General features: G+C 58.1%; 18 protein-coding genes and 5 pseudogenes. All 23 read left to right on the top strand.

What is annotated here, in order from left to right:
* Positions 1–13 precede the first annotated feature (13 nt).
* The 23 genes and pseudogenes from B0G71_RS39800 to B0G71_RS42820 all read left to right on the top strand — a co-directional run bounded on the left by B0G71_RS39800 (position 14) and on the right by B0G71_RS42820 (position 25,617).
* A complete protein-coding gene (locus B0G71_RS39800) occupies positions 14–1,228 on the top strand; it encodes an amino acid aminotransferase (RefSeq protein ID WP_116149911.1) in 1,215 nt (404 codons plus the stop codon).
* 54 nt (positions 1,229–1,282) lie between these two features.
* Positions 1,283–1,669: a RidA family protein gene (locus B0G71_RS39795; protein WP_116149910.1), complete on the top strand. Its 387-nt coding sequence runs from the start codon at positions 1,283–1,285 to the stop codon at positions 1,667–1,669.
* A gap of 516 nt (positions 1,670–2,185) precedes the next feature.
* Positions 2,186–2,479, top strand: coding sequence for a hypothetical protein (locus B0G71_RS39790; RefSeq protein WP_181916983.1), 294 nt, complete (start codon positions 2,186–2,188; stop codon positions 2,477–2,479).
* A gap of 33 nt (positions 2,480–2,512) precedes the next feature.
* On the top strand, positions 2,513–3,847 hold the full coding sequence (locus B0G71_RS39785) for an FAD-binding oxidoreductase (protein WP_116149907.1): 1,335 nt from the start codon (positions 2,513–2,515) through the stop codon (positions 3,845–3,847).
* Positions 3,848–3,876: 29 nt separating this feature from the next.
* On the top strand, positions 3,877–5,214 hold the full coding sequence (locus B0G71_RS39780) for an MFS transporter (protein ID WP_116149905.1): 1,338 nt from the start codon (positions 3,877–3,879) through the stop codon (positions 5,212–5,214).
* A gap of 986 nt (positions 5,215–6,200) precedes the next feature.
* Entirely contained in the window at positions 6,201–7,628 is a 1,428-nt protein-coding gene (locus B0G71_RS39770; RefSeq protein WP_220377365.1) for an SRPBCC family protein, read from the top strand.
* A gap of 539 nt (positions 7,629–8,167) precedes the next feature.
* On the top strand, positions 8,168–9,232 hold the full coding sequence (locus B0G71_RS39765) for an ABC transporter substrate-binding protein (protein ID WP_116149900.1): 1,065 nt from the start codon (positions 8,168–8,170) through the stop codon (positions 9,230–9,232).
* 130 nt (positions 9,233–9,362) lie between these two features.
* Positions 9,363–10,226, top strand: coding sequence for a proline/glycine betaine ABC transporter permease (locus B0G71_RS39760; RefSeq protein ID WP_116149899.1), 864 nt, complete (start codon positions 9,363–9,365; stop codon positions 10,224–10,226).
* Between the two features lie 4 nt (positions 10,227–10,230).
* A complete protein-coding gene (locus B0G71_RS39755) occupies positions 10,231–11,175 on the top strand; it encodes a glycine betaine/L-proline ABC transporter ATP-binding protein (RefSeq protein ID WP_258875850.1) in 945 nt (314 codons plus the stop codon).
* Between the two features lie 283 nt (positions 11,176–11,458).
* Positions 11,459–12,508: a porin gene (locus B0G71_RS39750; protein ID WP_116149896.1), complete on the top strand. Its 1,050-nt coding sequence runs from the start codon at positions 11,459–11,461 to the stop codon at positions 12,506–12,508.
* Between the two features lie 457 nt (positions 12,509–12,965).
* A pseudogene (locus B0G71_RS39735) lies at positions 12,966–13,247 on the top strand (IS6 family transposase); the annotation flags it as partial.
* Between the two features lie 68 nt (positions 13,248–13,315).
* Positions 13,316–13,564, top strand: coding sequence for a hypothetical protein (locus B0G71_RS39730; RefSeq protein ID WP_181916993.1), 249 nt, complete (start codon positions 13,316–13,318; stop codon positions 13,562–13,564).
* A gap of 205 nt (positions 13,565–13,769) precedes the next feature.
* Positions 13,770–15,023, top strand: coding sequence for a group II intron reverse transcriptase/maturase (gene ltrA, locus B0G71_RS39725; protein ID WP_258875849.1), 1,254 nt, complete (start codon positions 13,770–13,772; stop codon positions 15,021–15,023).
* A 79-nt stretch (positions 15,024–15,102) separates the two neighbouring features.
* Positions 15,103–15,543: pseudogene (locus tag B0G71_RS39720) on the top strand (IS6 family transposase); the annotation flags it as partial.
* A 770-nt stretch (positions 15,544–16,313) separates the two neighbouring features.
* Positions 16,314–17,044: pseudogene (locus tag B0G71_RS39710) on the top strand (IS6 family transposase).
* Between the two features lie 410 nt (positions 17,045–17,454).
* Positions 17,455–18,642 carry an acyl-CoA dehydrogenase gene (locus B0G71_RS39705; protein WP_116149888.1) on the top strand — a complete coding sequence of 396 codons (1,188 nt, stop codon included), beginning with the start codon at positions 17,455–17,457 and terminating at the stop codon, positions 18,640–18,642.
* Between the two features lie 6 nt (positions 18,643–18,648).
* Positions 18,649–19,887, top strand: coding sequence for a CaiB/BaiF CoA-transferase family protein (locus B0G71_RS39700; RefSeq protein WP_116149887.1), 1,239 nt, complete (start codon positions 18,649–18,651; stop codon positions 19,885–19,887).
* Between the two features lie 111 nt (positions 19,888–19,998).
* A pseudogene (locus tag B0G71_RS39695) lies at positions 19,999–20,835 on the top strand (NAD(P)/FAD-dependent oxidoreductase); the annotation flags it as partial.
* A gap of 234 nt (positions 20,836–21,069) precedes the next feature.
* A complete protein-coding gene (istA, locus tag B0G71_RS39690; RefSeq protein ID WP_220377370.1) occupies positions 21,070–22,596 on the top strand; it encodes an IS21 family transposase in 1,527 nt (508 codons plus the stop codon).
* A 5-nt stretch (positions 22,597–22,601) separates the two neighbouring features.
* Complete coding sequence (gene istB / locus B0G71_RS39685; protein WP_116149758.1) at positions 22,602–23,390, top strand: IS21-like element helper ATPase IstB; 789 nt, start codon at positions 22,602–22,604, stop codon at positions 23,388–23,390.
* A 79-nt stretch (positions 23,391–23,469) separates the two neighbouring features.
* Positions 23,470–24,327 (top strand): annotated as a pseudogene (locus B0G71_RS39680) (electron transfer flavoprotein-ubiquinone oxidoreductase); the annotation flags it as partial.
* The gene (locus B0G71_RS39675) at positions 24,324–25,172 is read left to right on the top strand and encodes a 3-hydroxybutyryl-CoA dehydrogenase (RefSeq protein WP_181916982.1); all 849 of its coding nucleotides are present in this window, start codon (positions 24,324–24,326) and stop codon (positions 25,170–25,172) included. The pseudogene B0G71_RS39680 and the gene B0G71_RS39675, both read left to right, overlap by 4 nt.
* 43 nt (positions 25,173–25,215) lie before the next feature.
* The gene (locus B0G71_RS42820; RefSeq protein WP_181916981.1) at positions 25,216–25,617 is read left to right on the top strand and encodes a hypothetical protein; all 402 of its coding nucleotides are present in this window, start codon (positions 25,216–25,218) and stop codon (positions 25,615–25,617) included.
* The last annotated feature ends 491 nt before the right edge of the window (positions 25,618–26,108 follow it).

Below are 26,108 nucleotides of genomic sequence, written 5' to 3'. Positions count from 1 at the left end.
CTGGATTACTGGAATGTTCAAGCACGTTGAAGCTTACCCGGGCGACCCGATTCTCTCGCTCATGGAAGCATATTTAGCCGACAAGCGACCTGAGAAAACCAACCTCGGTATCGGCCTTTACTATGATGAGGCGGGGAGAATTCCCGTTCTGGATTCCGTCAAGCAGGCCGCTTCGATGCTCCAGGCTGCCTCCAGGCCCCACACCTACCTCCCAATGGAAGGTGACGCGGCATACCGGGCAGCTGTCCAGGAAATCGTCTTCGGAAGAGATTCCGAAGCCGTGAAGTCGGGACGTGTTGCCACGATTCATTCCGTTGGCGGCTCGGGTGCGATTCACATCGCGGCACGCTTTCTCAAAGCCTGGCTGCCTGAAAGCGCCATATGGATCAGCAACCCCACATGGGATAACCACCGCGTACTGCTTGAGTCTGCAAATCTGGCGGTTAACACCTATCCGTACTTCGATGTCGAGAAGAACTGCATCGATTTCGACGCGATGATCTCGACGCTCGATAGCCTGCCAGAGGGCAGCATCGTGCTGTTGCAGCCGTCATGTCACAACCCGACCGGAGCGGATCTGTCAGCGGAACAGTTCACGGACGTCATATACCTTTTGAAACGCCGTAAACTCTTGCCGTTCGTCGATATGGCATACCAGGGCTTCGGCGACGGGCTTGACGAAGATGCCGCCCCGATCCGTCGAATGGTCGAAGCTGGACTTCAGGTCATCGTGACCAATTCGTTTTCGAAGAACTTCTCGCTCTATGGTGAACGTGTGGGTGCGCTCTCGATCGTATGTTCCGATCCGCAGAACGCATCGCGGGTGCTTGGCCAGCTCAAAGCGACGGTCAGACAGGTCTATTCCAGTCCTCCCGCATTTGGCGCTCAACTGGTCAGCACCATCCTGACCAATCCAGAGTTGTCGAGTCACTGGCAGCTGGAACTCGGGACAATGCGACGACGCATGAAAGAGATGCGACAAAAGCTGCGTTCGGCGCTTGAAGCGCTGGCGCCGGATGTAGACGCGTGCTATCTGACGGATCAGCGCGGCATGTTCAGCTACACCGGGCTGACTGCGCAGGAAGTTGAGGTTTTGCGCGTGCATAAATCGATCTACCTCGTTCAATCTGGCCGGATTTGTGTCGCGGGGTTGAACGATAACAACGTTGGTTACGTCGGCGAAGCCATTGCTGATGTTATCAAGCAGCGGACTGCCGTATTGAACTGATAGCAGGGGGCCAGCCGGGTCTGGTTCCTCCTTCAACACCTCCATTTTCCTTCCATGTTTCGCGAAACTATCGACACAGGCCTTCCTCCGTTAAATCAACCATTTTCCTGGGCCACCAAAGCCGGCGGACTCCTTTTCACTGCGCACGGACCGGTGACGATGGACGGGAATATTTTCGGTGCCAATATTGAGGAGCAGGCCAGATTAACTTTCTCAAATTTGCGGCGAGCTGTGGAAGCAGCTCAAGGAGTCATGCCAGATGTTGCACAGGTATTGATTTATATGAAAGACGCCAGCCACATGCCGACTATCGACCGTGTTTATAGGGAGTTTTTTCAAACGCCTTATCCAAATCGATCGAGCGTCGTTGTGAAGGATTTTGTTCATCCCGACATGCTAATCGAGATCGTTGCGTACGTGGGGCTTAGTTCCCACGCCTGAGCGCATGTGCGCTGTGGTCTGCAATCAGTGGCGGTAGCAACGGCGATCCGGGCATCGCGCGTCTGGTCTGTCTCCCACTCGCAGACTCTCCGGCAGCAGGGCAAGACGGCCGGACGAGGCACACTCCGCGTTTTCAATTTCGTAGGACGCAGAAAAAAGGGGCAGATATCGAGCGAACCGGTGCCATTCCGGTAGCCTGAGCGGGGGCCATCATCCGGCGCGTTCGCGCGCCGTTGTGCAATTCGGTCAGTAGGGAGACGAGATAGCGGCTGTGGGATCTGGACGTTGGTTTGAACTACTTCTCCGGTTGGCAGGTAGTCTCCTGCGCGCTCGTCCCTTGGCCCGGGTGGGGGCACGTCAGCATTCCCTTCCACACATTTGTGCATGCTTTGCATGTGATATTTCCGCTTTCGTGGCTCTACGGGGCCTTCCTAGAATGATGATTCCAATGGCTATATCCGTGATTTCCGTATGAATGATTCTGGAACTACTGCACTTACTCGTGCGGGTGATGCTGTGTGGGAAGTACGTGGCGGTGCGGAAGACACTGGCGGCGGCATCGCGTGGGCAGTGCGCTCCGCCGGAAGCTCACTGGCGTCGGGATTTGGCCGGTTGAAGGCCGGCCAGACACCCCCGAAAACGCTCGACTACGATGAAGTGATTCACGTGCTCAAGGGTACGTTCGGTGTCAGTTGCGACGGCGCACAGATCATCGCTCAGGCGGGCGACGTTGTGTCGCTTAGCCAGGGCTCGATCGTCACCTATTCAGGCAATGACGCAGAGTTCTTCTTCGTCGTAACGACCGGCTGACGCAGGTACAGGAACCCATAAACGGATTGCAGCATGAATGCTTCAGTATCATCGGAAAAACTGCTTCCTGCAGACGACAGGACGAATGGCTGGTCAGCGATCCTGCCCAGGCGCGTACCTCGAGAGCCGGCACGAAAGGCGGCCAGCTTTGACTGGCTTGTGGTTGGGGCAGGATATGCTGGCCTGTCGGCAGCCAGACGGCTGGCGACCCTGAACCCGTCCCATTCCATCGCACTCGTCGATGCCCAGAAGGTCGGGGAAGGTGCGCAAGGTCGGAACGCCGGCTTTGCCATTGACCTTCCCCACAACAACGATCACGATCCCAACAACACAGCAAAAGGTCATCGATACATGCGACTGAGTCGCTATGGGATCGATTCCCTTGAAGAGTTGGTCCGGGTGAATGCGATAGACTGCCAGTGGAGCAAGAGAGGGCGCTATGACTGCGCGGTCTCGCCTGAAATCGCTCGTACACTTCTGGGCGCGACGGCGGCGGAACTCGATGCACTGGACGAACCGTATGAAGTTTTGCGCGGCGACGCTCTCCACGAGCGCCTGGGCACTCGATACTACGATTCAGCGATCTACACGCCCGGTACGAGGCTCCTGAATCCGGCGGCCCTTTCGCGTGGTCTGGCCGACTCACTTCCTCCGAACGTGCAGCTATTCGAGAACTCCCCGGTACTCGATCTCGAGTCCGGGTCGTCGGTAGTGGCGACAATGCCAGGTGGCGTTCGGTTCTCCGCGCGAAATGCGGTGCTTACCAACAATGCGTTCATCAATCGATTTAAGTATTTCGAAAGGAAACTGCTTCCGTTCGTCCTCTTTGCGAGCCTCTCGCGGCCTCTGACGCACGAGGAGCGAACCCAGCTGGGGGGCACCCTTGACTGGGGCATTACACCGGCCCACGGTATCGCGGGGGCGACCATACGGTACACGAAGGACTTCCGCATCCTGTTCCGGTATGGGTTCCAGTTTGCACCGACGCTACGCTGCCCGGCATCGCTGCGTGAGCGCATGAAGCGTACTCACCAGGTGCTGTTCAAGGCCCGTTTTCCGATGCTGCAGCAGGTGTCACTCGACCACTTTTGGGCGGGTTACCTTTCTCTGAGCCAGAATGGCGCGCCTGGCTGGGGCCAACTCTCAAAAAATATCTATGCTGCAGTGAATTGTAATGGCGTAGGGATCGCAAAACAGACCACAGCCGGAGCGCTTGTGGCTGAACTGGCCTGCGATACAGGACATCCCTTAATTGGTGACATGATGGACCTGGGTTCGCCCGACATGCTGCCCCGACGTCCATTCCTGGATGTCGGGGTGAGAACCTATCTGGCCGCCCAGAAGTGGAAGGGCCGCTCCGAGAAGTAGCAGATACGAGAGTGAGAAATTACATAGACATGAAGAGCGAGACACAGTATCAAACAGCAGTGACGGGAAGCGAAAGTGGCGCCACGAAATGGTGGGTGCTATTTCTTCTTACACTGGTATACACCGTCAACATCGCGGACCGCTATGTGGTATCGACGCTAATCGAGCCCATCAAGCACGAGTTCAAACTCTCCGATAGCGAAGTAGGCTTCATGACCGGAACGGCGATCGCATTGTTCTACGTCACGCTAAGCCTGCCGTTAGGTCTGCTTGCGGACCGCGTCAATCGCAAGCGTATGATCAGCGTCGCATTAGCTGTCTGGTCTGGCTTCACGGTCATGTGTGGCGCGAGCAGTAGCGCACTGACGTTCTTCCTGTCGCGGCTCGGCGTTGGTATCGGTGAGGCAGGTTGTATGCCGTGCGCCGTTTCACTATTGGCAGACAAATTTGCTCCGTCGAAGCGTGGCACAGCAATGAGCCTCTTTTCGGTTGGTGCAGCTGTAGGTGCGCTGATGGGATCGGCAGGAGGAGGATGGATCGCTGACCATCATGGATGGCGTGCAGTCCTGCTTGTGTTCGGATGCCTGGGCGTTCCGCTGGCAATCATATTGATGCTTGGTTTTAGAGAGCCGCGGCGCGGGGTGTTCGATAAGCCCGAAAGCGAAGTGAACCGCGCGGGTCTCAAGGAAACCTTGCGCCACATTCGTGACTGCAAAGCGCTATTTCACGTAATAACCGGAACAACGGTTCTTACGTTTTGGGGATGGGGGCTAGTCTGGTGGACTCCGTCGTTTCTTGCCCGAAGTTTTCATCTGAGTGTCGGCGACGCCGGAGAAATCCTCGGCGTGATTCACGGTGCCGGAGGGGGACTTGCAATGCTGTGTACCGCTTTGGTGCTGAGTCGGCCCCGTGCAGGGTCGGGTTGTTCCCAGGCAAAGCTTGTAGCCTTGGTCACTGCGTTGGCTACGGTACCTTCGTTCGTTGCCTACGCGTCGCCCTCACTTTCCTTAACCCACATTATGCTCTGGGTTTTCATACCCACGATTTACGTGTATATCGGTCCTTCCGCTTCCCTGGCCCAGAATCTCACGCCTGCGGCCATGCGGGGCCAGGTGGTTGGTATTATCGTGTTTGTCACAAATGTTGCGAATCTCGTCATCGCGCCTCAGGCTGTTGGCTTTCTTTCGGACACCCTTGCAACACATGTGGCTAATCCCGCCGAGTCGCTCCGTTATGTACTTGTTCTGGTATCCCTGACGGGTTTATGGGCAGCGTGGCATTTTTATCTGGCTGCGCGGTACATGCGTGCCGAGGAATCGGAAAGGACGTCGGCGCAAATGCCCGGTGTGTCGGTACACGGCTCTTGAAGTGCTGGCGTCCCGATACATGGCAATCGTGGGTCGGGCGCCTCATTTGTATTCTCACGGACATATCCGGTGCGCGTCATATGCTGTTGGTGAACTGACCAGCGTGTGCAGTGCGCGCATGTTCAGACGTTTCGCCGCTGGGCACCAAAATTTCTTCAGTAACACGGCTACTTCTGGCCCCGAAACCGGGCGATTGGCGGAGGGGCTTCCCGCCCCCCAGCATTGCTGGCCCGCGAACACATCCCGCCGATGACGATCTGCCTGGCCTCATCGAGGTCGCGGTCACAGCATGCTTCCCGTCTGTCATTCTGAGGTTCGCGCCGCCCTTTCACCATGCGGCCGGCGTGGCACAAGCAGATTTGAATGGAGCGCGCTTCGTTGGCTTCCTTGAACCGTACACATGCGTCAAGTACCGACTTGCCCAGTTGTGTTTGCGCGAGGCGAGATGCAATCACCATGCCGATAACGATGACCCCGCACTCCTTCACGAATGTGGTGCTAGGCTTGTGCAGCCAGTCTTGCGGCACTTCAGTTTTACACGAAGCGTCGCGAAATGCTCCATTTTTGCTGGCGCACTGAGCGGGGGCGATCACCGGCGAAAGGGTCGCCAGGCGACGGGACTGACTGCTCACAAGGGGGGGCAAATCACTCTTCCAGCTGATTCGGATTGCCAATAAATATTCTAATTCAATGGGATCCTCGTCAAGGAGGTTCCCGACGCATGAACCGATACACCAGTTATTCTGCTCGCAGACGCATCAAATGCCACGACGGCACTGGCCCGTAGAGTCCTGGCGATGGTCCACAGGCATGGCCCTAACTCGCGATCTGGAGCATTGGGAAGGGGGATCGGGCGGCATACCTCGTGCCTGTCAGCCTCTCAATGAAATAACCTGACCGAAAATTACCAGCTTTCCATTTAGGGAATAACCCTCAGATTATCTGCTTGCCAGCAAGTCTCCATTTGCTTCAGTTAGCCATTTCCCTTGACGCAGCGGGGTAGTCATCAACTGAGGATTCCTGCATGCGATTTATCATGCAACGAACCAGAAATAGTGGTTTGTCTTCGTCTTTATGTCGTCATGAAATGCGCTCAGCGGCACGCCTGTGCCGCCGCGCCACCAGAAGAGGCGACGCGCAACGAAAGATGCTCGGGACGCTCAATGTTCGACTCCATGAAACTCAACTCACTGCTAGCCTCCTGTGTGCCCGGCCGCCCGTTACCCCAGGCGTTCTACAAGGACGAGGATCTATTCGCCGCCGATATGGCGTTGATCTGGGAGCGCCACTGGCTATTCGCCGGGTTGTCGTGCGAGATCAAGCGGGCAGGGGACTGGTTCACTTTGAATGTCGGCGAGAGTTCAATCGTTGTGGTTCGCGATCGCGACGGCACGATCCGGGCATTCTTCAACACGTGCCGGCATCGAGGTTCGCGAATCTGTGCAGGCGAGCGCGGATCTTCGCGCGTGCTGTCTTGCCCGTATCACCAGTGGACCTACGGACTCGACGGCAAGCTGGTCTTTGCCGGAAACATGGGCGAATCGTTCGACGTGTCGCAGCATGGGTTGAAGCCCGTCGCGTGTGAGTCTGTGGCCGGATACATCTTCATCAATCTCGCCCGTGAACCTCAAGACTTCACGTCATTCAGCCAGCGCGTTACGCCCTATCTTGCGCCGCATGGCATCGATAACGCAAAGGTCGCGTTCGAGTCGACTATTGTCGAGAAGGGCAACTGGAAGCTCGTGATCGAAAACAACCGGGAGTGCTATCACTGCACGGCAAACCACCCAGAACTGTTGCGCACGATTTCCGAGTACGACGGCCCGACCGACCCCCGTTACGGTAGCGAAGGTGCGGTGTTCGCCGCGAAAACTGCACGTGATGAGGCGCGTTGGGCGGCCGGGGGCTTGCCGTATGCCCCGGTCGAAGAAGCTCCGGAATACCGGTTGATTCGGGCCGCAATGGAGCGCGGCCTGTCGTTCACGATGACGGGCGAACCGGCCTGCAGGCGGGTGATGGGAACATTGCCAGAGCAGGACGTGGGGTCCCTGCGTCTGCTCCGGTTCCCGAATACGTGGAATCACGCGCTCGGAGATCACGCGATCGCATTCCGTCTGTTACCGCTTGGTCCGCGCGAGACCCAGGTTACGACGAAGTGGCTCGTCCACGAGGATGCTGTCGAAGGCGTTGACTACGATCTCGAAACACTTACCGCGGTCTGGAACGCCACAAACGCCCAGGATCAACGACTTGTTGAGACGAATCAGCTCGGCATCAATTCGGTCGGTTACGAGCCAGGCGAATATTCTTCGCTCGTCGAAAGCGGCGTGATCGCGTTTATCGACTGGTATCTCGGTTCGATGCGCGATGGCCTCGTGCGATCGAGTCCGACGCTTCCTGTCCGGGCTGCGTGATACGAGGATTGGCGTCCCTTGTTTCGTCGATGGGAGTCAGATTGCGCGGGCTCCCGTCCAGAAACGACGATCAAGATTTCGGACGCCAACGGTCTGCCGTTTGGTGCCTCGTCGTGTAGTCGAGTCGACGGCGGAATGGCAAAACGGGTCGTCGCTCTCGATAGCGGCACTTGTGGTTTGAATAGTCCCGGTTCGTACGGGCTTCGCAGAATTGACGAAGGTATGCAACTACGTGCTTGCCTGCTGTTTGTTGTTCATGTCGAACTGCGGACGTTGACGGGGCGTTGCTCCGAAACTGCATGCGATTTTGCATGAGTGCCATTGCAGAATTTCGTTTGAGGCCGTTTTTTGTGCTCCATACGATGCCGGTTGTAGGGGACGAAGTATCACCGGCCACCGTGGCCGCGCTTTAGCAGGGAAGGTGTCAGCGCGCTTTCCAACAGGCGTTTGACAATCATTAATGAACGTTCACCCGGCCGCGCCACTAGCAGTGGTAGGCGAAGCCGGGAATCCAGGTCAATCATCGGGCGGAGTGGAATATGTTCAAGCGAATTCTCCCATTCAAAGTGGCGCGTGCGATTGCCGCGTGTGCCATCGGAGTGGTTGGGATGTTGGGTTCACAGGCGCATGCAGCCGATTTTTCTCATTCCTCATGGTGCGAGGCCGCCAAGCCGGTCAAGTTCGCGGAAATGGGCTGGGACAGCGCAAAATTTATGACCGAAGTGGTTCGATACGTTCTCGAGAAGGGCTACGGCTGCAAGACGGACCTGATGACTGCGACGAACGCCATCGCGTTGCAGGCGATTGCGACCGGTGACCTGAACGTAATGGTCGAGTATTGGGCTGGCCGTACCCCGGCTTATGAGAAGGCGGCTCAGGACGGCCGGGTGAAAATCGTAGGCTCACTCGTCAACGGCGGGAGTGTGGAGGGCTACTACGTCCCGGATTATGTGATCAAAGGCGATGCTTCCCGCGGAATCAAGGCGCTCGCGCCGGATCTGAAGAGCGTTGCCGATTTGCCGCGCTACAAGTCGCTGTTTGCCGATCCGGAAGATCCATCCCACGGCCGTCTGTACAACTGTCCGATCGGCTGGCAGTGCGAGTCCGACACTGAACAGAAAATGAAGGCATACAAGATCGGCGCCGCCTACACAGATTTCCATCCGGGGTCTGGGCCGGCACTTGACGCGGCGATCGAATCGGCCTACACGCGAGGTAAGCCGATCCTGTTCTACTACTGGGAGCCGTCGACCATCCTCGGTCGCTTCCACGCAGTCAAGCTCGAAGAGCCGGCGTACAACGCTGCCTGCTGGAAGACCATCAACGGAAGCAAGGATCCGGACCCGTGTGGTTCCGCTTCGCCTCCGACGTCTTTGCGCGTCGTCGTTTCGAATTCGCTGGCAGACAACGATCCGGCGCTGATGTCGCTCTTCGAAAAGGCGCAGTTTTCGATGGGCACGCTGAACACCATCATTGCGCGAATGGCGACGGAGAAGGTCGAGCCCCGCCAGGCTGCGGTGGACTTCCTGAAGGCCAATCCTTCGATCGTCGCCAATTGGGTCCCGGCCGCAGCCGCGCAGAAGGTCGAGGCAAGTCTGAAGTGACGTGCAGTCCCGCAGCCAGGTCGTGCTGCGGGTTTATTCGATCCGGCTCACGGACGGTCGTTGTGAACTGCGCACACCGGCCCGCCAGATATCCGTTCGTGGGCGGAGCCTGACAGAGAGGGGAAATGCAGTGAACGGCATCTTTTATACGCTCGATCTGGGCGACGCGATCAATCGATTCTTTACCGGCGTCGTCGCGCGGTATGGTGACGTCTTTCATCATGTGAGCGCGGTACTGCTGACGTACGCACTCAATCCGGTCGAGGCGATACTCAGGGCATCCCCCCCCTTTGTTGTCATCGCTGTCATTGGTTTAATGGCGTGGCTGGGTGCCCGCCGGATCGGCCTCGCGGTTCTGCTGATGGCACTTACCTACGTGATTGGTTGCCTCGGTCTATGGGACAAGTTGATGGCGACATGCTCGATCATGTTGACGGCACTGATCCTGACGACAATCATCGGTGTTCCGTTCGGGATCGCAATTTCTCGCAGCGCACTGCTCGCGCGCGTATTCAATCCGGTACTAGACATGATGCAGACGTTGCCGTCGTTCGTGTACCTGATCCCGGTCGTGATGTTATTCGGTCTGGGCCGCGTGCCAGCGATCTTCGCAACGATGATTTACGCCCTTCCTCCACTCGTGCGACTTACCGATCTGGGCTTGCGTCAGGTACCGGAAGACGTTGTTGAGGCCTCTCGTTCATTCGGGGCGACGTCATGGCAGCAGCTCATCGCGGTCGAACTTCCGCTTGCAATGCCATCGATCATGACGGGTGTAAATCAGGCCGTGATGATGTCGCTCGCAATGGTCGTCATCGCCTCGATGATCGGTGCCCGTGGCCTGGGCGAGGACGTGCTGTCGGGCATCAACAACCTTGACATGGGGCAAGGCATCCTGGCCGGCGCCGCAATCGTCATTCTTGCCATTGTGTTCGATCGCATCACCCAGTCTTTCGGCGTGGGCAAGCGTGCGCGCCGTCAAGTTCGGAAATGATCAGATGACACCTTATACCCTTTGCAATATGAGTTCGTCGCTCGAAGCGGATTCGCGCAGCGCCTCCGACGGGCAGACCGACGTTCGCGTCGAGACCGATGGGTCCCGTAGTGCTGCTGATAACGGAGCGGGTGTGCCTATTCTCGAGTTACGCCACCTGTACAAGGTCTTCAGTCCTCACCGTGGTCGCATCGAGGAAGCGATCGCGCTGGCGCGTGCTGGTATGCCCAAAGATGAGATTCTGCATCAGACCGGATCCAATGTTGCCGTGCGTGACGTTTCGCTGTCGATTCGCGAAGGTGAAATTTTCGTAATCATGGGGCTGTCGGGTTCCGGGAAGTCTACGCTCGTGCGTCATTTCAATCGGCTCATCGAACCCGATTCGGGGGAACTGCTGTTCCGTGGCACTGATGTTTTGCGTCTTGGTTCGCGCGCTTTGCGAGAGATGCGCAGATATCACATTGGCATGGTATTTCAGAGCTTCGCGCTGCTTCCGCATAAGACGGTGCTCGAAAATGTGGTGTTCGGACGCTGGATCCGCGGCGACGCAAAAGTGGAGTCCGACAGTGTGGCGCGGGAATGGATCAACGGTCGGCTCGGGCTCAAAGGATATGAGCGCAGATATCCAGACGAACTGTCGGGTGGTATGCGGCAGCGCGTCGGACTCGCCAGGGCGCTCGTATCCGAACCAGACGTGCTGCTGATGGACGAGGCATTCAGTGCGCTCGACCCATTGATTCGTGGCGAAATGCAGGACATTTTGCTCGAGATGCAGGCCGACCTGCGACGGACCATTGTGTTCATCACGCATGATCTGGACGAAGCGATGAAGATCGGTTCCAGGATCGCGATCATGAAAGACGGCGTCGTTATCCAGACAGGAACCCCGGAGGAAATCTGTAATGCGCCGGCAAACGACTACGTACGACGTTTTGTCGAAGCACGCTGACAATCCTGCCGTGCCGTCGGACGACGGTCGACTCAATGAGTGATGGCCGATATAGGCGAATGGTGCAATTGGTGACAAATTGGAGCACCTGCCGTGGTTCGAATCGATCTGTGCGTGGTAGGCGTCTTAGCCGCGTCGGGGCAACTCAATCTGAGATTGGCTTGCACAACGAGACCGCACCTAACTCATTGGAGACTTGCCCTTTGCTGGGGAGATATGGGTGAGTGACGGTTCTTGCTGTAAATCATCTGTTTTTGCTATTTTTATAAAGTAGGAGTACATAATGAAAAAGATAGTGTTTGCAGTATTGTCCACGTTGAGCTGCGGGGCTGCATGGGCGCAATCGTCTGTCACACTGTACGGTTTGATTGATGCAGGCGTAACCTATACCAATCGAGTCGATTCCTCGTCGGGCAAGGGGGCGGCCGTTCAGTTCCAGTCTGGAGTCGCTCAATCAAGCCGTTGGGGGATGCGTGGTGTCGAAGATCTCGGCGGCGGGATGAAGGCGATTTTCACTCTGGAAAGTGAGTTTGACGTTGGCACCGGTGCGCTGCTGGCAGGTGGTGCAGAATTTGGCCTGCAATCGTTTGTTGGTTTGACGACAAACTGGGGTACCGTCACGCTCGGACGGCAGTACGATTTCATCGGCTACTATTTCCCTGCGTACGCGATTGCCGCCAATACCCCGGCCGGTCTGCTGGGCTGGAGCCTGCCGACCTATGCATCGGGAGGATATGCACTCGATAACCGCGTGTGGGGTGATCTTGTCAACAACGCGGTCAAATATGAGTCTCCAGTTATCGGAGGCTTTACGTTTGGCGCGATGTATGGATTCGGCAATGTTGCAGGTTCGATGGGGCAGAATAGCTCAAGCAATTTCTACGTAGGCTATGCCAACGGACCGTTCAGCGCAGCGCTGTCCTATATGTCGATTCATAACGTGACACCTTCGGATAACTCTGCCGAATACGCGGCAGGTGCGGCCTATAACATTGGCAAGGCGCGCTTGTTCGGCTATGTCACGGATGTTCAGCTATCGAGCGGTAACAGGCCTCGCGCGACAACATTCGAAGGCGGAGCCAGTTACCAGCTGACGCCTGCGTTGTCGCTCGGCGGCGGGCTGCAATATCAAACGCGGAACAATGACGTCGGTAGTGCAAACCAGGTGATACTGAGCGCTGACTACTTCCTCTCGAAGCGAACGGACGTTTATCTGGTCGGCACATTGGCGCATGACCATGGCTTTAGTGCGCAGGCGGAGGCCGCATTGGGCTCACCATCCGGCACCGACGTACAGACGGCTGTACGCATCGGGCTCCGGCACAAGTTCTAAGTGCGCCGGGAGACCGGCAAGGAGTAGGTGGTGCAAGTCCACTGCGATGAAGGAATAGCGAACCACATCGGCCCCGAGCCGTGCGCAGGTCACCGCGAGGTGGTCGGCGAAGCGTCGGCAGGGGAGCGTGCGGGCCAGCCATTGAGCCGCGATAGTTGTGTATATGCCGGATGCCGACTCGGTTTAGAACGCGGAAGGCAACACGAAGGGGCGCGTGAGCGCGAGCACCCCTGCGATCCGGCGTGGTCAAAGACCCTGCCACGTATGGACGCTCTTTGCACGGGAACCGGGAGATCTCTCGTCCGGCCAGTCGCAGCATGGTCTGGTCCGCATCGGGAAGGCGAGGAGCCGTAGCCGATGATGAACGGTCGAGAGAAGTCAGACTCCGCCATAGTAGGTTCTGTCGCGCCAATGCGCTGGGGTAAAATTCAGCGAACGGAAATTGCAGACGCTCAAGATGACCAGGACGACAAAGACACCGCATGAGACATTGCCGCCTGGGATCGCCAAGGTGCTGAAGCGACTGCACTACCCACTGGAGGTGATTTTGCTGTGCGTGCGGTGGTACGTGGCGTACTCGCTGAGTCTGCGCAATCTGGAAGAGATGATGGCGGAACGAGGTTTCGAGGTGGATCATTCGACGGTACACCGCTGGGTGATCAAACTCGTGCCCTTGTTCGAAAAAGCGTTTCGCCAACGTAAGCGGCCGGTCGGCAAGAGCTGGAGGATGGACGAAAGTGTGTCACGAACACAAGCGAAAGCTTGTGGTGCTGTACTGAAGATGGGAGTAGGCCTCCCGGAGCCGGCTTGCAGGAGCAGGCTTCAAACCGCCCGGTGCTGCTGCGTTCAAAAGGCGTGGTGGTGAGCGACCGTGGAAAAGTCGTCCGAGAAGGATGGCAGGTATGTGTTGAGAAGATGAGCGAAAGCGAACCGTTCGATGACGCGTCGTTAATCCTTCAAAGCGCTGTCAAAACTGGAGTCATTTCGTCGCTCCAGGATCAGTCAGGATGGGACCTGCTTACGGACCTGACGGCAGCCGGCGTAGAGGCGGCATGAGCTCAACACAGGCTTCGGTATGGAACGTGAGAACCTTGCTCCGGATGTAAAGGGAAATGACAAATGGCAGACACCATGAGGAAGAATACCGATGCCGGAGTGAGGGGCGGAGCTGCCCGTAGTAGTGTTGAAGCCTTTGTAATGAAGGTGGAGCGAAGGGGCGGCGTTATCCTGTTGACGAAGATTACCAACCCGCATGTCGGGGATGAGTGATATGACCTCAACAAAACCGTACTGCATTGCGAAGCGCACGGTGTGGGAGGCGTATCAGCTGGTGAGGGCCAACCGGGGTGCTGCAGGCGTGGACGATGAAACGATCGCCATGTTCGAGCAGAACCTGTCAGGCAATCTGTACAAGCTGTGGAATCGGATGTCGTCGGGGTCATACTTCCCGCCGCCAGTGAAACAGGTTGAAATACCGAAGGCCATGGGTGGTACCAGAAAGCTGGGCGTGCCCACCGTGTCGGATCGAATCGCGCAGACAGTTGTCAAGCTCATGACTGAGCCGCTACTCGACCCGATATTCCATGAGGATTCTTATGGGTATCGTCCGGGTAAATCGGCAAAGCAGGCGATTGCGGTAACGCGCGAGCGTTGCTGGAAATACGACTGGGTTGTTGAGTTTGACATCAAGGCGGCGTTCGATCAGATTGATCACGGCCTCCTGCTCAAGGCGGTACGCAAGCACATCAAGGCGGACTGGATCCTGCTGTATATCGAGCGGTGGCTGACTTCGCCGTTCGAGACTGCGGACGGGGCGAGACTGCCACGGGTGCGAGGTACACCTCAGGGCGGGGTGGTCAGCCCAATCTTGATGAATCTGTTCATGCACTATGCATTTGACGCATGGATGCAGCGGCACTTTCCGCAATGTCTCTTTGCGCGCTATGCCGATGATGCGGTGGTCCATTGCCGCAGCGAGGCGCAGGCGCAGGAGGTCATGCATGCCATTGCCTCGCGGCTGGCGGAATGCGGGTTGCAGATGCATCCGGAAAAGTCAAAGATCGTGTATTGCAAGGACCGAAGTCGCAACCAAGCCTACCCGAATGTGAATTTTACATTTCTGGGCTTTCAGTTTCGTCCGCGAAGGGTGCTGACGAGGTCCGGGCGGCTTTCCACGAGCTTTCTGCCCGGCGTGAGTCCTGCTGCCCTGAAACGGATGAGACAGGCGGTGCGGCGGTGGCGGCTGTCTCGTCAAACGTCAGGGTCACTGGTCGATCTGGCCGAGCAATGCAATCCCACGATACGTGGCTGGTGGAACTACTACGGGGCTTTCTATCGGACGGCCATGCACGGACTCGGTCGGTATCTCGACCGCAAGCTCGTGCGCTGGGCCCAGCGCAAGTACAAGACACTGCGACGGCACAAACGGCGCAGTGAGGAGTGGTTGCACAAGATGAAGAAGGCCTACCCGCGACAGTTCGTACACTGGCAGTTTCAAAGGGCACAGGTTGGATAACGGGAGCCGTATGACGCGCGAGTGTCACGTACGGTTCTGCGAGAGACTTCGGGCGCAATTCCCGGGGTCTACTCACCCGTACATCAAGGTGCGCGGCCAGTGGAAGTACTTGTATCGTGCGGTGGATAAGGCCGGAAAGACCGTCGATTTCCTGCTGCGAGCCCATCGTGACAAGGCTGCCGCGCGTCGCTACTTCGAGAAATCCATCGATCAGAACGGCGAACCGGAGACCATCACCGTAGACAAAAGCGGTGCGAACCTGGCCGCGCTGCAAGCCATCAACGCCGAACGGAAAACGCCCATCAAGGTGCGCCAAGTCAAATATCTGAACAACGTTGTGGAACAGGACCATCGCGCGATCAAACGTATCGTCAAACCCATGATGGGTTTCAAGGATTTTCGTTGCGCCCGCATCATCCTGTCGGGCATTGAACTGATGCATATGATCAGGAAGGGCCAGATGAAAGATGCTGGCGCAGAGCGGACTGCTGCCGAGCAATTCCATTCGCTCGTCATGTAAGCAGTCGTGACCATATCGGACTTGCTTATCCTGCCGCCCTTATCGCGACACAACCGCGTCTGTGTCGGATGCTCAAGGGGCACTATGCCTACTTCGGCATCAGCGGGAACTACGAGCGCCTGGCGACCCTGCCGTACCAGGTCGCGCGCATATGGCGCAAGTGGTTATCGCGAAGGTCGAACAAACGCTCTCTGTCATGGGTTGCCTTTGCGGGAATACTCAAACTGTTTCCGTTGCCCCAGCCTCGGATTGTCCATAGCTACGCCAAATCGTGAGCGAATCTGCACGATGAAGAACCGGATGCCTTAATTGGGCTCGTCCGGGACTGTGAGGGGTGAGGGGGGCGACCTCCTCACCTACTCGGAGGCCGCCCTCTCAACCAAAAAATTGTCCAATTCCACATGATGGCAGCTATCCACCCCTTCATTGGCGGACACGGGCCCCGGATTCGGCAAAGGGCATGGCCGGACGGCACCGCGAGTGACGCCGCGGCGCGGAACCGTCGATCTGGGCGCGAGGCCGGATGCGAACGGAGATGCGGAGATGCGGGCGCGTCACTCAAGCGCGGAGCTATGCGACCCGGGACGCCGGGATGTCTGCACAGTCTGCGGCGCAGAACCATAAGCGTTGACCTGTCGTTGAGGTGCCGAACTGTGCACGTGCAACGATTCGAGCAATGGAGGAGCTTGCTCGCTGGGTTCGCGAAGAATCGAAGCGAAACAGATGGCGCTGTCACATTGCCGAGGTGCTCGCGCAAGATGGCCCCGATGATGAAATCGAAATCCCTCTACCACGTTCACCGTTTTCCGGCTGCAGTCATCATTTGCGCGGTGCGTTGGCATTTCCGCTTTCAACTGAGCCTGCGCGACATTTAGGAGTTGTTGTTCGAACGCGACGTGGTGGTGAGCCATGAAACCGCGCGACGCTGGTGCGATAGGTTTGGCGCTCGCTTCGCGCATCGCGTCAAGGCCGCGCGTCGTAAGCCCGGCAGCACCTGGCATCCCGATGAGATGTTCGTGACGCTGCGCGGTGAGCCTCATCTACTGTGGCGAGCGGTTGACGAGCATGGTGCCGAACTCGACATTTTGTTGCAGAAGCGGCGGGACAAAGCCGCTGCGAAAAGCTTCTTCAAGCACGTGCTTCGGTCATGCCCGTGCCGCGCAAGTTCGTCACAGATCAATTACGAAGCTATCCGGCCGCGAAGGCCGAGATCCCCGAGTTGGCCGGCGTCAAGCACGTGTTCGTCAAGGCTGCTGCATGGGTGAATAACCGGGCTGAGAATAGTCATCAACCTACCCGTGAACGCGAACGACGCATGCGCGGGTTCCGTGACCCGAAGCGAACGCAAGCTTTTCTGTCGAGCTTCGGTCTAATTCGGCAGCACTTCGCTCTCAAACGACATTTGCTCCGCACCTCTCTTTATCGCAAACAACTCGCCGCCCGATTCGCTGCGTGGCATGCATTCACCGAGCTCTGTCAAAATCCGTCGACCGCCTTCTGAGCAAACTACCTCTTCGGCACTGCGCCGTCTCACCACCGCCAAGTTGACAGCGCCCTCATGCCGCGCGCGTACATTGCAATGATGCGTTCATCGAAGCCCGTGAAACGGCGCTCGTGTTTGGGAATCAGAATGGGCTCGAAACCTCGCAGGGCGATTCGTTGCGCCGGGTTGAGCCGTTGAACGGATAGTGACATTAGTGCCGGCGACGCCAAATCTTCTGCAGCCACTGTTTCCCTGTACGTACATGGATAAGCGAACATTCCACGCATTGCTGATTCCGCATGTCTGCGCGATAGGTGTCGTCTGGCGATGTGTGAGTTTTACGAACAGGCTAGTGCAAAAAAATCGGTTGTGACGCAGTCATCGCATCGGTAGATTTGAACACATTCATCCACTGCACAGTGCCAATCATGAATGTTCAGCACAAGTCGCCTTCCTTTCAATGGGACGACCCCCTCCTGCTCTCACAACAACTGACTGAGGAAGAGCGTCTCGTGCAGGACTCTGCACACGCGTACTGCCAAGAGCGCCTTGGACCTCGGGTTCTGGAAGCATTCCGAAAAGAATCGACAGACCCGGCCATCTTTCGCGAAATGGGCGAGCTCGGCCTGCTAGGCTCTACCATTCCCGAAGAGTATGGTGGCGCTGGTCTCAACTACGTGAGCTATGGACTCGTGGCCCGCGAAGTCGAGCGCGTTGACTCCGGGTATCGTTCGATGATGAGTGTTCAGTCGTCGCTCGTGATGGTGCCCATCAACGAATTTGGTTCGGATGGGATGCGCCAGAAGTATCTCCCCAAGCTTGCCAGCGGTGAATGGGTTGGCTGCTTCGGTTTGACGGAGCCCAACCATGGCTCGGACCCGGGCAGCATGGCGACGCGTGCGAAGAAAGTCGACGGCGGGTACTCGCTGAGTGGCAGCAAGATGTGGATTACGAACAGCCCCATCGCGCAGGTGTTCGTCGTCTGGGCGAAGGACGATGAAGGTGCGATCCGCGGGTTCGTCCTCGAAAAGGGCTGGAAGGGACTCTCGGCACCGGTAATCCACGGGAAGGTGGGCCTGCGTGCCTCTATTACGGGCGAAATCGTGATGGATGAAGTTTTCTGCCCGGAAGAGAACGCTTTCGAAAATGTGCGCGGGCTTAAGGGTCCGTTCACGTGCCTCAACAGTGCTCGTTACGGCATCGCATGGGGCGCACTCGGTGCGGCCGAGGATTGCTGGCATCGTGCACGTCAGTACGTCGTCGACCGCAAACAATTCGGGCGCCCTCTGGCCGCGAACCAGCTCGTGCAAAAGAAGCTTGCCGACATGCAGACCGAAATCACTCTCGGGCTCGGCGGTTGTCTCCGACTGGGCCGCATGAAGGACGAGGGCACCGCTGCAGCGGAAATCACCTCGCTCATGAAGCGCAATTCGTGTGGCAAGGCACTCGATATCGCGCGTGTCGCACGCGACATGCTGGGCGGCAATGGCATCAGTGACGAGTTCGGTGTTGCGCGTCACTTGGTGAATCTCGAAGTCGTCAACACGTACGAGGGCACGCACGACATTCACGCGCTGATTCTAGGCCGTGCCATCACGGGCATCGCGGCGTTCTGACCGGCCATGGACAAGACACTATCAGTGGGCGCACTCGAAGGCGTTCGCGTCCTGGACCTCTCGCGCGTACTGGCAGGTCCGTGGGCAAGTCAGTTGCTGGCCGACCTGGGGGCGGACGTGGTCAAGGTTGAGCGGCCACGCACGGGTGATGATACCCGGGCATGGGGGCCGCCATGGCTAGCCGACGGCGAAGGCGACGCGACGGGCGAGTCCGCCTATTACCTGTGTGCGAACCGCAACAAGCGGTCGGTGACCATCGATATCAGCCATCCCGACGGGCAGGCACTGATAAAGCGCATGGCCGCTGAGGCAGACGTGTTTATCGAGAACTTTAAAGTTGGCGGTCTTAAGCAGTACGGTCTCGATTACGCTTCGCTGAAGGCAGTCAACTCTCGCCTGATCTATTGCTCCATCACGGGCTTTGGTCAGGATGGCCCCTACGCAAGCCGCGCCGGTTACGACTTCCTCATTCAAGGGATGGGCGGACTGATGAGTCTGACCGGACGTGCGGATGGCACCGAAGGTGCGGGCCCGGTGAAGGTCGGTGTTGCGCTCACGGACGTCATGACGGGGCTGTATGCAACGGTCGGCATCCTCGCCGCGTTGGCGCGACGTGACCGTAGTGGCGAGGGCCAGCACGTCGACCTTTCCCTGCTCGACGTCCAGATTGCGAGTCTGGCGAACCAGGCGTCCAACTATCTGATTGGGGGGATGGTGCCAAGCCGTCTCGGTAATGCTCACCCGAACATCGTTCCCTACCAGGAATTTTCGACCGCGGACGGGTACATGATCATCGCGGTCGGCAATGATGGGCAGTTCCGCCACTGTTGCGAGGCCTTGGGTCTGGCCGGACTTGCAATCGACGAACGCTTTCTGACGAACCCGCTGCGCGTAAAGCATCGAGCAGAGCTCGTGGCGCTGCTCGAGGCTGCAACGAAGACGCGGAACACCCGTGAGTGGGTGAAGGCGATGGAAGCGGTCGGAGTGCCTTGTGGGCCCATCAACAATGTCGCTGAGGTGTTCGAGGACCAGCACGTGCTTGCGCGCGGTGTTCGTGTCGAGATGCCGCACGTTTCTGGGGGAAACGTCGCCATGGTCGCGAACCCCATCCGTATGTCCGAATCCCCGGTTCAATATCGCAGTGCGCCGCCCAGGCTCGGGCAGCACACAGACGAAGTGTTGTTGGGCTGGTTGCGTCTGTCTGGCGAAGAAGTTGACACGCTAAGAGAGTCAAAAGTCCTCTGAGGGACAACGCTCGACGTGTCGATGAAGTTGGCGCGCAGGTGCTTCCTGGTTCGCAGGCAGTCGGTGAGGCACCCGGTTTCGACCGAGCTCCGCGGGCGTAGCGAAAAAGAGATGAAAGACATGAGCGCAAACGTACAAGGTGTGTCGCGGGATTCAATGGAGTACGGCGTTGTAATTGTCGGCGGCGGCCCCGCGGGGTTATCGGCGGCGATTCGACTAAAGCAGTGGGCACGGGACAAAGATGTCGATGTCAGCGTCTGCGTACTCGAGAAGGGTTCCGAAATTGGGGCGCATATCCTTTCGGGCGCGGTCATGGACCCCCGCGCGCTGGGAGAGCTCATCCCCGATTGGAAGGAGCTCGGTGCACCGCTGAACGTCTCCGTCACCGAAGACAGATTTCTTTTTCTGTCTGAGACGGGGGCGAGAGCAGTACCAATGTGGGCACTGCCCGCCAATTTCAAGAATCGCGGCAACTATATCGTCAGTCTCGGCAATGTTACCCGCCGGCTCGGCGAACAGGCCGAGGCACTAGGCGTCGAAATCTTTGCCGGCTTTCCTGCGGCCGAACTCCTTTGGAACGAAGACGGTTCAGTTAGGGGCGTCGCCACGGGCGATATGGGTCTTGGCAAGGATGGTGAGCCTCCTGGCAACTTTCAGGGCGGCATGTCGTTGCATGCAAAATACACGCTCTTTTGCGAAGGCGCGCGCGGGCATCTCGGACAAGAGCTGAGAGAGCGCTTCAATTTAAGCCAGAATTCAGACCCCCAGGTCTACGGGCTGGGTATCAAGGAAATGTGGGAGATTGACCCGGCAAAACATCAACCTGGGCTTGTCATTCACACGGCTGGCTGGCCGCTCGACTGCGACACTTACGGTGGTTCATTTCTCTATCACTTCGGGAACAACCAGGTCATGGTCGGATTCGTTGTCGGTCTCGGTGTCACTGACCGGCGTTATGGAGCCATTCCGGGATCGGCGTATTGGCGCCACCCGATGATCGGCGCATAGGCGCCAGCGCAGGATCGGCGTTATGGCGCCAGTCCGTGACCGGCGTAAAGGAGCCAGTCGATGATCGGCATATAGACGCCACCGGCGCCGGGTGTTGAACGCGATTCGAACTTTCCAGATGGGTACGCTCCGTTCTTTCTGAACGGAGTGTCCATGACCAACCGGAGGTTTGAATTGTTTGAGTACCGTCAAGTCCTTGTCCGCATGCGGCAAGGCGATTCTGATCGCGACATCGGGCGTAGCGGCCTGATGGGTCGCAAGAAGTTGACCGCTGTTCGTCGTATGGCTGACGAGCGCGGCTGGCTGAATCCCGGGCAGCCGTTGCCTGACGATACCGTGATTGCCGGCGTGTTTGGCCGCACTCCACATTTGCCGAGCACATGCGTGTCCACGCTCGAGCCGTTTCGCGAGCAGATCCGTGACTGGCATGACGCCGGCGTTCAGGGCACAACGATTCACCACGCGCTGAAACGCAACCATGGCTACACCGGCAGCTACTCGGCGGTGCGCCGTATCCTGCTGGGCCTGAGGGCCGAACGCGGCGTGCCGGCCACAACGATCCTTGAGTTTGCTCCAGCGGAGGCCGCACAGGTTGACTTCGGCGCCGGGCCGGTACTGGCACATGAATCGGGCGCGCAGATCAAGACGTGGTTCTTCGTCATGACCCTCTGCTGGTCGCGGCACCAGTATGTCGAGCTCGTGCTCGACCAGACCGTCGAGACATGGCTGGCCTGCCACCGTCGCGCCTTTGAGTGGTTTGGTGGCTGCCCGGGCCGCATCATCATCGACAACGCGAAGTGTGCGATCACCAGAGCCTGCATGTACAGCCCGGAGGTCCAGCGTTCGTACGCCGCGCTCGCTGAGGGATACGGCTTCCGGATCGACGCATGTCCACCGCACGACCCGCAGAAGAAGGGAATCGTTGAGTCGGGCGTCAAGTATGTCAAGAAATCCTTTGTGCCGCTGCGCACGTTCCGCGACCTGACCGATGCCAACCGGCAGTTGCGCGAATGGATCATGCAGCAGGCCAGCACGCGCGAACATGGCACGACACGCGAGCAGCCGCTGGCACGCTTTGCCATCGAGAAGCCGCTGCTCACGACGCTGCCTGACGTTGCGCCGGTGCTGGCTGTATGGAGCGAAGTCAAGGTGCATACGGACGGACACGTCGTCTACAAGAAGGCGCTGTACTCCGTGCCGTTCAAGCTGGTTGGCAAGAGCCTCTGGCTCAAATCGACCGATACGGTCGTACAGCTGTTCCATCAGCACGAACTCATTGCAACCCATCCACGACTGCGCAAGGCAGGTGATCGCCACACGGTGCGTGACCACCAGCCGCCGGCGGCGCAGGCGTGGCTCGAACACGATCCGCAGTGGTGCCTGGCTCGTGCCAAGGAGATCGGGCCATCCTGTCACGCGCTGGTTCTCGCGATGTTCAACGACACGGTGCTGGTGAACCTGCGTGGCGCGCAGGGCATCGTCCGTATGCGCGAGAAGTTCGGCGATCAGCGACTGGACGCCGCGTGCGAGCGTGCGCTTGCATTTGCGAGCCCGAAGTACCGCACCGTCAAGACCATCCTCGACAAGGGACTGGACAGCCAGCCCGCCGCCGCAGCGACGCAAACGTCAACGGCGCCTGCCGACACCTATCTGAACGGCGGCCGCTTCGGTCGTGACCTCCACTCCCTTCTCTTGCATTGAACATCATGAACCCCAGTCCTGAACTGAATACGATCCTCAAGCAACTGCGCCTGTCCGGCGTACTCGACTCGCTCGAGCAGCGCAACCGGCAGGCAATCGATGGACAGCTCGCCTACACCGAATTCCTCGCGATGCTCCTGCATGATGAAGTCGCGCGGCGAGACCAGAAGAAACTCGGCGCGCGTCTCGTGCGCGCCGGCTTCGGGCTAGGCAAGACACTGGAAACCTTCAACTTCGACCGGCTGCCGAAGCTCAACCGCGCGCACATCCACGATCTCGCCACCGGTCGTTACATCGACGAGAACGTGGCAATCCTGATGGTCGGTCAAACAGGCGTCGGCAAGTCCCACATCGCCCAGGCGCTGGGCCACTGCGCTGCGCGTCAGGGGCGGGACGTCCTGTTCGTCACGCAAACCGATCTGATCAAGAAGCTGCATGCGGCCCGCGCCACGGGCCTTTACGAACGCAAGTTCCAGCAGTTCGTGCGTGTGCCACTGCTGATCGTTGACGACTTCGCGCTCAAACCCCTGCGCGCGCCACACGACGAAGACTTCCACGACCTGGTGGCGGCCAGGTATGAGCGGGCGGCTACCATCCTGACATCCAATCTCGATCTCAGCGAATGGGGTGACGCCTTCCCCGACAACCGGGTTCTCGGCGCCGCGACACTCGACCGGCTACGTCACGGTGCCTACCGCATCGTCATCGAGGGCGAGAGCTTCCGCAAGCCTAAGCCGATGCCTGAAAACGGCGAAACCGCCGTTGCAAAATCCAGTAAAAAACCGCATTCTTGAGGCCGTTTGAATCCGCGTTTGACACCACTTCCAACTGGCGCCATTACGGCGATCATCCCCGGCGCCTTTACGCCGATCCGTGACACTCGGCTACAAGAATCCGTATCTCTCACCGTTCGAGGAGTTCCAGCGCTACAAGACGCACCCGAAAATCCGCACGTTCCTTGAGGGCGGCAGGCGCATTTCATATGGCGCTCGCGCAATCACTGCAGGGGGGCTGACGTCGCTGCCCAAGCTTGTTTTTCCTGGCGGCGCGCTCGTCGGCGATGATGCCGGTTTTCTCAACGTTTCGCGAATCAAGGGCAGCCATGCCGCAATCAAAACGGGCATGCTAGCTGCACAGGCGACGTTCGAGGCTTTGCAGGCCGGCCGCCAAAGCGACGAGCTCGTTGCGTACCCGACGGCCTTCGAGAAGTCGTGGTTGTATGACGAGCTCTACAAGGCCCGCAACTTCAAGCAGTGGATGAGTAAGGGGTTGTACCTCGGGACGCTGATGGTTGGGCTTGAGCAGAAGGTGCTGAAGGGCAACGTGCCTTGGACGCTGCACAATCGCTATTTTGACCACGAAACGCTGCGACCGGCGTCGCAGTGCAAACGTATCGAGTACCCAAAGGCAGACGGAAAACTCACATTCGACCGCCTCTCGTCTGTGTTCGTTTCGAATACAAACCACGAATAAAATCAACCTGCGCACCTGAGGCTTAAGGACGCGCAAGTGCCGGTCTCGCTGAATCTGCATACTTACGACGGCCCGGAGGCGCGTTTCTGTCCGGCGGGTGTGTATGAATTTGTGAAGAGCGATGACGGCGGAAACCGGCTGCAAATCAACGCCCAGAACTGCATACATTGCAAGACCTGCGACGTCAAGGACCCTTCGCAGAACATCGTGTGGGTTCCGCCAGAGGGCGGTGGCGGGCCCAACTACTCGAATATGTGACCATGAAAAATATCGGAGTTGTAGGTGCAGGCCAGATGGGCAGCGGCATTGCGCAGGTCTGTGCGACGGTCGGACTTGATGTCATCCTGAGCGACATCACCGAACAAGCATGTGAACGTGCCCGAAGCACCATCAGCGGCAGCCTCGAGCGCAAGGTTCAAAGCGGAAAGATGAATGCGTCGGAAGCTGCTGCAGCGATGCGGCGACTTTCGTTCAGCACGACGGTCAGCGCCTTCGCGGAGTCAGATTTCATCATTGAGGCGGTGACTGAGGACGTCCTCACTAAACAGCAGATTCTCATGTCGTTGGACGCAGTGATTCGTCCGGACGCAGTGCTTGCGACGAATACCTCTTCGGTCTCGATAACGAAGCTTGGAGGCACGCTGGCGAGTGGCAATCGCCTCATCGGAATGCACTTCTTTAATCCGGTTCCCGCGATGAGACTTGTGGAGGTCATTCGGGGTGTGCGCACCGACGACGCGACTTTCGCGACAGCTGTCCAGTTGGCTGAGTTGCTGGGAAAACATTCAATCGGGATGAGGAATTCTCCCGGCTTCGTGGTCAACCGGATTCTGATTCCAATGATTAACGAGGCGATTCTTGTGCTGCAGGAGGGTGTTGCAAGCGCCGCCGATATCGACGAGGGAATGAAGCTGGGGGCGAACCATCCCATTGGTCCGCTGGCCCTCGCGGACTTAGTTGGACTCGACACCGTGCTCGCAATTATGGCCGTCCTTCATGATGAGTTCGGCGACCAGAAGTATCGGCCGGCCCTGTTGCTGCGCGAGATGGTTGCGGCGGGCGCCCTCGGCCGCAAGTCCGGCAGCGGGTTCCATAAATATTGAGGCGAAGGGCTGTCGTAGCCCTGTTCCAAACAGGAGAGCAAACGTGAAGGTTGCCTTCGCCCTTTTTCTTGCCGTTGGAAATGCGCTTGCTGTCCACGCAGCGGCAATAGGAGCTGAAATGGCCGACGCTGGCGAAGCGTGCGATGGTGCCGGTTTCGAGCATGATGGTGACGGCAAAGCTCTTTCTTGTCACATTCGAGACCTCTCGAAATGTGACCTGCTGTACGACCAGCAGTTGCCTATTCGGACGTGCGCGATTGGTAACGATCGGGTGCGAAGCTTCGGAGACAACGTACCCTTCAGTAGACGGTTCACCGTGGCGACACGGCAGGAATCGACACTGCCAGCAGCCGTGCGGTGTGGGGGCAAGGCAAGTTCCGCAAGCGTAATGCATGTGAACCGCTGTATAAACCTCGTAAGAAGTGATGAGCCAAAGCTGCTGTGAGGCTCGAACCAAAAGGTAAGTAGCCGGTTGCCTCTTTGCTGATTAGGGGTACGTCGTCGCAAGTGCTACCGGGGGAGAGGCGGACGCTAAACGGACAGGCGCACGTGTAGTATTTTGTTGCGTCGGCAAGACTGGGAACGTGGTAAGCCCGACTCACCGCCAACCTCACAGAGCATCGTGAGATGGCAGGCAAACCGCAAGGAGCGCTGTTGGTGGAGCGGGTAAGAGAATGCGGATAAAGCGAACGGCAAGCTGTAACGGCTTGCATAGGGGTTCGAACTTTGCCCTGACCTGAAAGGGTGCAGACTTCCGTGTGGTGCAGCTGTCGCAGGCCCGTGTTCGAGATTCGATAGAGGGCAGCTTGAGAGAGACCGGCAAACGCCGGTTCAGCGTCCTTGTTCCGGTAACGGAATGGATCAACGATGCGATGCTTGCGAAGGGCTTGTGGAGTTTGGCAAGGCCGGCGTTAGCGCGACGCTTAATGCTGTGCG

The organism is Paraburkholderia sp. BL27I4N3 (genome assembly GCF_003386115.1).
Lineage (GTDB): Bacteria > Pseudomonadota > Gammaproteobacteria > Burkholderiales > Burkholderiaceae > Paraburkholderia.
Note: the sequence above shows the minus strand (reverse complement) of the source record. Positions and strands in the feature narration are given on the sequence as shown.

Coding starts and splice junctions, on each gene's coding strand:
- B0G71_RS39800 (WP_116149911.1), top strand. CDS start 14: ATGTTCAAGCACGTTGAAGCTTACCCGGGCGACCCGATTCTCTCGCTC.
- B0G71_RS39785 (WP_116149907.1), top strand. CDS start 2,513: ATGAATGCTTCAGTATCATCGGAAAAACTGCTTCCTGCAGACGACAGG.
- B0G71_RS39795 (WP_116149910.1), top strand. CDS start 1,283: ATGTTTCGCGAAACTATCGACACAGGCCTTCCTCCGTTAAATCAACCA.
- B0G71_RS39705 (WP_116149888.1), top strand. CDS start 17,455: ATGAATGTTCAGCACAAGTCGCCTTCCTTTCAATGGGACGACCCCCTC.
- istB (WP_116149758.1), top strand. CDS start 22,602: ATGAACCCCAGTCCTGAACTGAATACGATCCTCAAGCAACTGCGCCTG.
- B0G71_RS39750 (WP_116149896.1), top strand. CDS start 11,459: ATGAAAAAGATAGTGTTTGCAGTATTGTCCACGTTGAGCTGCGGGGCT.
- ltrA (WP_258875849.1), top strand. CDS start 13,770: ATGAGTGATATGACCTCAACAAAACCGTACTGCATTGCGAAGCGCACG.
- B0G71_RS39755 (WP_258875850.1), top strand. CDS start 10,231: ATGACACCTTATACCCTTTGCAATATGAGTTCGTCGCTCGAAGCGGAT.
- B0G71_RS39700 (WP_116149887.1), top strand. CDS start 18,649: ATGGACAAGACACTATCAGTGGGCGCACTCGAAGGCGTTCGCGTCCTG.
- B0G71_RS39765 (WP_116149900.1), top strand. CDS start 8,168: ATGTTCAAGCGAATTCTCCCATTCAAAGTGGCGCGTGCGATTGCCGCG.
- B0G71_RS39780 (WP_116149905.1), top strand. CDS start 3,877: ATGAAGAGCGAGACACAGTATCAAACAGCAGTGACGGGAAGCGAAAGT.